General features: G+C 69.5%; 4 protein-coding genes and 1 pseudogene. 2 read left to right on the plus strand and 3 right to left on the minus strand.

Annotation, left to right across the window (positions count from 1 at the left end):
• The first annotated feature begins 329 nt into the window (after positions 1-329).
• Positions 330-632 (plus strand): hypothetical protein, encoded by a 303-nt coding sequence (locus tag ACZ5Y0_RS32220; protein WP_469132197.1) that lies wholly within the window; start codon positions 330-332, stop codon positions 630-632.
• A gap of 182 nt (positions 633-814) precedes the next feature.
• On the opposite strand, the gene ACZ5Y0_RS32225 is transcribed toward ACZ5Y0_RS32220, so the two are convergent.
• The 3 genes and pseudogenes from ACZ5Y0_RS32225 to ACZ5Y0_RS32235 all read right to left on the minus strand — a co-directional run bounded on the left by ACZ5Y0_RS32225 (position 815) and on the right by ACZ5Y0_RS32235 (position 5,685).
• Positions 815-1,693, minus strand: coding sequence for a hypothetical protein (locus ACZ5Y0_RS32225; RefSeq protein WP_469132198.1), 879 nt, complete (start codon positions 1,691-1,693; stop codon positions 815-817).
• Complete coding sequence (locus tag ACZ5Y0_RS32230) at positions 1,690-2,424, minus strand: MerR family transcriptional regulator (RefSeq protein WP_469132199.1); 735 nt, start codon at positions 2,422-2,424, stop codon at positions 1,690-1,692. The genes ACZ5Y0_RS32225 and ACZ5Y0_RS32230 overlap by 4 nt, the downstream gene beginning before the upstream one ends.
• Positions 2,425-2,561: 137 nt before the next feature.
• Positions 2,562-5,685, minus strand: a pseudogene (locus tag ACZ5Y0_RS32235) (Tn3 family transposase).
• Positions 5,686-5,771: 86 nt separating this feature from the next.
• Here ACZ5Y0_RS32235 and ACZ5Y0_RS32240 point away from each other — a divergent pair.
• The coding region (locus ACZ5Y0_RS32240; RefSeq protein ID WP_469132200.1) for a hypothetical protein at positions 5,772-6,000 on the plus strand (229 nt) is incomplete at its 3' end.

Genomic DNA, 6,000 nt, shown 5'->3' on the forward strand with positions numbered 1-6,000 from the left:
CCACAAAGACGGCACATCTCACAGCCTGAGCGCCGCTCTGCGGTGCGATCAGCCGGGGCCGGGCGTTGCTTCCCCCGGCCCCGGCCATGATCGCCCCATAGCGGCCCACACGGCCGATCGTGAACGGAGAGCCTTGCGATGGGAGTTCACCGACATCGAGTGCAAGGCCTGAAGAGGCGGCTCGTTCGGGGCATGCTCGGGCGACGGGAAGCTTATGTCTTGTTTAACTCGCTGGATGTGGGCACTCGGTAGACGTGGCGTTGATCTTGACGCCTTCCTTACCCCCGGGAGCGCCTCAAGGTGATTCCCATGATGAAAGGTGCCTTCTCATGAGTGCTGTGAACCCGGTCGGCGGTGCAGGCCACGTGGGCGCTGATACGGCCGTTCACCGGCCGCGCCGGCTGTCGACCGAGACGAAGGCCGCCTTCAAGACCACCGAGTTCTTCGCCTACGTCGGCGCGGTCGTCGCGGTGCTGATCGCCTCCATGGTCGTGGGAGACGACGACGGTCACGCCGACTACTTCCGGGCCGACCAGGCATGGCTGTACATCGTGATCCTCACTGTCGGTTACATGATCAGCCGGGGCCTTGCCAAGTCCGGCAGCCGCGACCCCTACGACGAATCCCGCTGAGCGTCCCTCTCCCGCGTAATCCGCAAGGGCAAAACAATCAGTTGCTCACCGGGGCAGGCATGAGGGCCCGGCCAGATCCCTGGCCGGGCCCTCACGCACCACATAGGCTCGCGACCGGCCGGCCGGGTACGGGCCCCCAGCTTGGCAGCGCAGCGGGCAGCACGCCGGTGGCGGCACCCAGGCTACCGCTCCGTCTGTGTGGTCGGAACCGATCTGTGTGCTGGGGCGGGCTGACGGAGTGCGCTGACCAGTGCGCGCGGGTCGTCTGCGTGGAAGCGGATGGTGTGGGCCTCTTCCGTTGCACCGAGCGGGCGGGTGAAAGGGAGTGGCCGGTTCAGCTCCAGGGTCACCGAGGTCTGGCTGCCCACGATCAGGTCGAGGACCCCGTTCTCGGAGAGGGTGATCAGGCTGCCTTCGGGATAGCGCCGGTCGACCCGGACCGAGGCCACCGCGTCCGGCGGTACGGCGAAGTCGAAGAGGGCTCCGTAGCGGATCCGCAGAGAGCCGTCGGGGCGCACGACGTGCGGCCGGGTGACGCAGGCTGCGTGCAGGGCCAGCACGACGACGACGCCATACAGGTCGAGTACCAGGATCACCCGGTGGACCACCGGCCAAGGGATGAGCAAGGCCAGGACCACCGTCTCGATGACCATCACGAAGAGCAGCCCGTACATCATCGCGGTCTGGGGACCGGTGTACGCGGCAGCTAGGTCCCCGGGGCGGACCCCGTGCGTGCCGCGCCGGACCCACCGCCCCAGGGAGGCGAGGGCGCGCAGTTCGTGGAGGACCAGGCGGCGGACCGTCACCGGCACCGCCTCCTGCACGGCGGATCGCCACGCCGCCCGGCGGTCCGCGCCGCGGGCGCGCGCGGCGACGTACAGGGAGCGCAGCACCCAGGCTTCCAGCAGCAGCACTGCGAGCACCAGCGCCTCGGCGCCCGCCAGCGCCCACCAGGGCGGCCGGACCCCGGCCACCAGGCAGGCCGCCAGTGCCAGTTCCCCCGGCAGTACGGCGGCCACCGCGACCCGCGCCCCCCGTACGCCCCTTGCCCGGCCGCTCATCCCCGGCCCCTTTCCACGAAAGCCTCCATGAGCCGGCCCACGGCTTCCGCCTGCGCTGGGGTGTAATCGGCGAGCAGCGCCTCCTTGAACCCGGTCACGACCACCCCGTCCTCGGGGATCGCGGCGAACAGCTCCTCGGGGACGGCTGCCATCAGGTCAGCCGCCAGGGGTGCGATCCTCGGATCGTCGGTGGGGGCATCGGCGAGCGCGTCGAGGCGCTCATACAGTTCGACAACCGCGGGATCGACGACCAGCGTCCCGAGCAGCGCGAACATCTCTTGGTCACCGGTGCCGGTGGCGTCCAGCAGCGCGAGGTACTCGCGGTCCTTGGCCGCGCTCGGCGAGTCTGTTCGGGGGGCCTGTGCCAGCAGTGCGGCGAGGGCGGGTGAGACGGGCCCGGTCGCGCCGGGCGGCTCGGCGAGCAGGGCGCCGAGTCGGCAGCGGCGCTCCCTGATGTCGGCTTCCTGACGGGCCAGGTCGGCGTCGAGTTCTTCCAACATCTCGGTCAGTTCGCGCCCCGCATCGTCGGCGAGGGCGTCGCGCACTTCATCGAGGCTGAGGCCGAGTTCGGTGAGCCGGCGCACCCGGGCGAGCAGGACGGCGTCGCGGACGCTGTAGGCCCGGTAGCCGTTGGGGCGCCGCTCCGGCTCCGGGAGCAGCCCGACATGGTGGTAGTGCCGGATCGCCCGGGTGGTGAGCCCCACGAGCGCGGCGATCTCTCCGATTCGCATGCCGCCAGTAGAAACCCTGCCGTTGCGTCAAGGTCAAGCGGCGAAAGCATCGTCGGGCGCAAAACGGTTCAAGCGCGTCTACACACCGGCGTGGTATGTCCTCGCCAGCGCAAGTATCTGGCCAGGGTCCGCTCCCGCTACCCCTCGTCGTCCTCGTCGAGTTCCACTGTGTCGGGGTCGCGAAGCGGGCTTAGGGCGCCGCCAGCCGGGGTGGAGGCGGTGAAGCTGTAACGGCCCAGGACGTTGAGGTTGCGGTGCTTGAGCGGGGACAGGCGGGCGATGTCCTCGTCCCGGATCTCGTGGCCCTCGGCACGGAGCCGGGCGACGGCGGCGTCGATGTACCGGGTGGTCCAGAGCACCACGGCGTTGAGGACCAGGCCCAATGAGCCGAGCTGGTCCTCCATCCCGTCCCGGTACGCCTGGTGGATGGTGCCGCGCTTGCCGTGGCACACGTCGCGGGCCAGCTTGTGCCGGGACTCCTGCACGGTGAGCTGGCGGTTCATCTGGCGCCGGTAGGTGTCGTCGACCGGGTCGACGACGCGGAGCAGGTGCTCGGTCTTGGCGATCCGGCCGTACTCGGCGAATGCCTGCCCCAGCGGGGTCGGGTGGCCCTCGCGTCCGAACATCCGCAGCAGGTCGTAGGCGCGAACCTGGTTCATGACCAGAGAACCGGCGACCCGGAGCATGTCCGGCCAGTGAGTGATCACCTTGTTCAGGTTGACCCGGTTGCGGGCCAGCGGCTCCAGTGGCCCGTGCGTGCCGGTCTCTACGCCGGGAAGGGACGCGCGCCAGAACCGTTGGTCGTCCAGGTCTTTGAACCGAGGACTGAAGTTGTAGCCCAGGATGCGGAAGATGCCGAACACGATGTCGCTGTACGAGGCGTTGTCGGTGGCGACCATCTCCGGCTTCACCCCGCCGTCGAGGTTCAGCAGGGCGTCCAGGATGTGCAGGGAGTCGCGCGGCGTGCCCGGCACCACCATCTGCCCGATGCCCGCGACCTGATCGTTGACGGCGTTGAGCCAGGTGATGCCGCGCTTGAACCCGAAGTACTTCGGCGACGGGGCAGCGTTGATGGTGCGGACGGGAACGACGAATCGCAATCCGTCGACCGAGGCCAGCAGCCCGTCTCCCCAGTACCGCACGATCGGCACCTGGCCCTGCGCCTCGATCAGTGCGGCGTTCGCCGCGGCGATGGTGTCGGCCCGCAGGTAGAACTGGTCGACATGCACCAGCCGGGAACGGTGAAGCGCCTCATGCGCGGGGTTGATGACCGGAGTCATGCCGATGTTGCACGCCTCCGAGACCAGGAGGGCCACCAGCGAGGTGGTCAGGTCCTTCATGCGGGTTGTGCCGTCGCCCAGGTGTACGAAGGCGTCCAGGAACCCGGTCCAGCCGTGCACCTCGAACAACAGCTCCGGCAGGTCGATCTTCGGGAGCATCTTCTCCACCCGCTCCCGCGGCCACGTCAGGGACTTCGGCTCGCCCAGCGCGCCGAGCTTGGACACGTTCAGCTTCGCCCGGCCGCCGGGCGGGACCTCGATGGTGACCTTCGTGTCCTGCCCAGCCGTCCCCAGCCGCTCCGCCATCTGCTTCCACGCTGCATCCAGCGCCGTCACCAGCGCGGCCAGGTGCTCCTCGACCGGCATATCCAGGCTCAGACCCGCCAGAACATCCTCCCGCACGGCCTCCCACTCCGTACCGTCCAGCAGCCGGGCGCGCGGGTCGGACCAGCGGTGCGAGGGAGAGGCGAACACGTCCCGGCGCTGAAGCGCGCGGTGCAGCTGCTCCAGCACGCACACCACGTATGCGTCCCGGTCCACGGCCCCCGGCGGCAGCTCGGCGTTGGCCTACACCGCCTTGCGCCACGCGGCCGGCACCAGCTTGTCATCGATCTCGCGCGGCAGCAGCGGCTTGTCCTTCACCCGCCGCCGCGCCAGAGCGGGCAGCCGCTTCACCCCGGCCAGCACCCGCTTCCCGCCGGTCGCCGCGTCCAGGGCCTTCGACTCGCCCAGCAGCGACAGGAATGGCCGCACCGTGTTGTACCGGGTGTGCCAGCGCCGCCCGCATCGCGACGGCCGCCGAGTCCTCGTCCTCCGGCACCAGCGAAACCACCAGCACGGCCGCACTCATCACCGTGGCCCGGGGCGCGACCTCCTCCACCGCCCGCCACAGTGCCGCCGCATCCAGATCCGTGCCGTGTGCCTCGACCAGCTCCAGCTCCTCGAACAGCACCTTCGCCGCCCGCGCCAGGGTCCGCGACGCCTTCTCCAGCTGCGGCAGCGTCGCGAGCCGCTCCTTGTCCGTCGCCCGCTTCGCCGTGCTGATCAGCCTCGTCGCCATCAGCACCGAGAACAGGTCCAGGGCCTCATCGATCGCTTTGGCCTCAAGGTGGCGCATCACCGCGGTGAGCATCGCCGTGCGCTTGGGCTCTGCGGCCCGCTCCAGGCTCGCAGCCTTGGACCCCAGCCTGTAACGGGCCAGCGCCGCGAGCCGGTTCGGCGGGATCTGCGAAAGCTTCAACCGCCCCAGCTGGAACGCACCGATCTCGTCGACCCGCTCCAGCGACCGCGCGAACGCCGTGCCTGTCGTACGCGTCGGCGGCCGGCGCAGCCGCTCCAACTCCGAGTACCGGCCGCCCTCCGGCGTCGCCAGCGTGGCCACCAGGTCCGCCGGCAGCACAGGGTCCGCGCGGTGAGCCGCCCTGGCCACGGTGGCGTGCAGCCGCTTCTCCGCGATCGTGCGAACCTCCGACACCTGCCGGGCCAGCACCGAGACACCCGGCAGCAGCACCCGGTTCCGCCGCAGCCAGCCCACCGCCTGGTTGAACAGCGCGACCGGCCCCTCCGCATGGGTCCACGCCCGGCCGTGCAGGAACGTCCGGAACTTCCGCCCCCACACCGCATCTTCGTACGGGTGGTAGCCGTAGGCGTCCCGGATCTCCCACGCGTGCTCGTACGCCGTCTTCAGCCGCTCGGTGTACCGCTTCACGCACGACGGGTCCTGAATGCCGAGCTGTACGGCCAGGTGCTCGACCACCGGCCACGGCACCACGAGAGGGTCCTCCAGAAACAGCCCCACGTAGCGGACCGTGCACATCTGGAGAGCGAAGCCCAGCTGATGGTGCTTCGTACGCCGCAGCGCGATCAGATCCCGGTCGACATCGTCCAGGAATAAGAACCGCTCCAACTCAGGTCTCGTCGGCTCCTCGGCGAACTTTCCGTACGCCTCGGCCTGATCATCAGTTAAGAACTCCACCGGCATGACGCGGACCGTAGCCAGGCCCCACCCGTGATCGACGATCTTTCGGCGAACCCCAGTTCTGGGGATGATCGCTGTGCTAGCCGACCATGATCCTTCTCAGCGCCAACGGCTGTACCGATGTTCCCCAAGGCCGGGTCAGCTCGGCCGCCGTCTCGACGGCGATGATCCCGGGCGAGGCCCTTCGACTGCTGCTCCATGAGGACTCCGATCTGGTGCGCGGCCTCACCGAATGCTGCACCCGCGACCTCGAAGCCCAGCCCGACCTACGCGTCGAACAAGGCCTCCTCTACACCACCTACGCGTCCTGGTGCAGCA

It is taken from the genome of Streptomyces sp. NPDC033216 (genome assembly GCF_055577115.1).

Bases quoted from the DNA above. Each gene is read 5' to 3' on its own strand.
- ACZ5Y0_RS32220 (WP_469132197.1), top strand. From the start codon at position 330: ATGAGTGCTGTGAACCCGGTCGGCGGTGCAGGCCACGTGGGCGCTGAT.
- ACZ5Y0_RS32225 (WP_469132198.1), bottom strand. From the start codon at position 1,693: ATGAGCGGCCGGGCAAGGGGCGTACGGGGGGCGCGGGTCGCGGTGGCC.
- ACZ5Y0_RS32230 (WP_469132199.1), bottom strand. From the start codon at position 2,424: ATGCGAATCGGAGAGATCGCCGCGCTCGTGGGGCTCACCACCCGGGCG.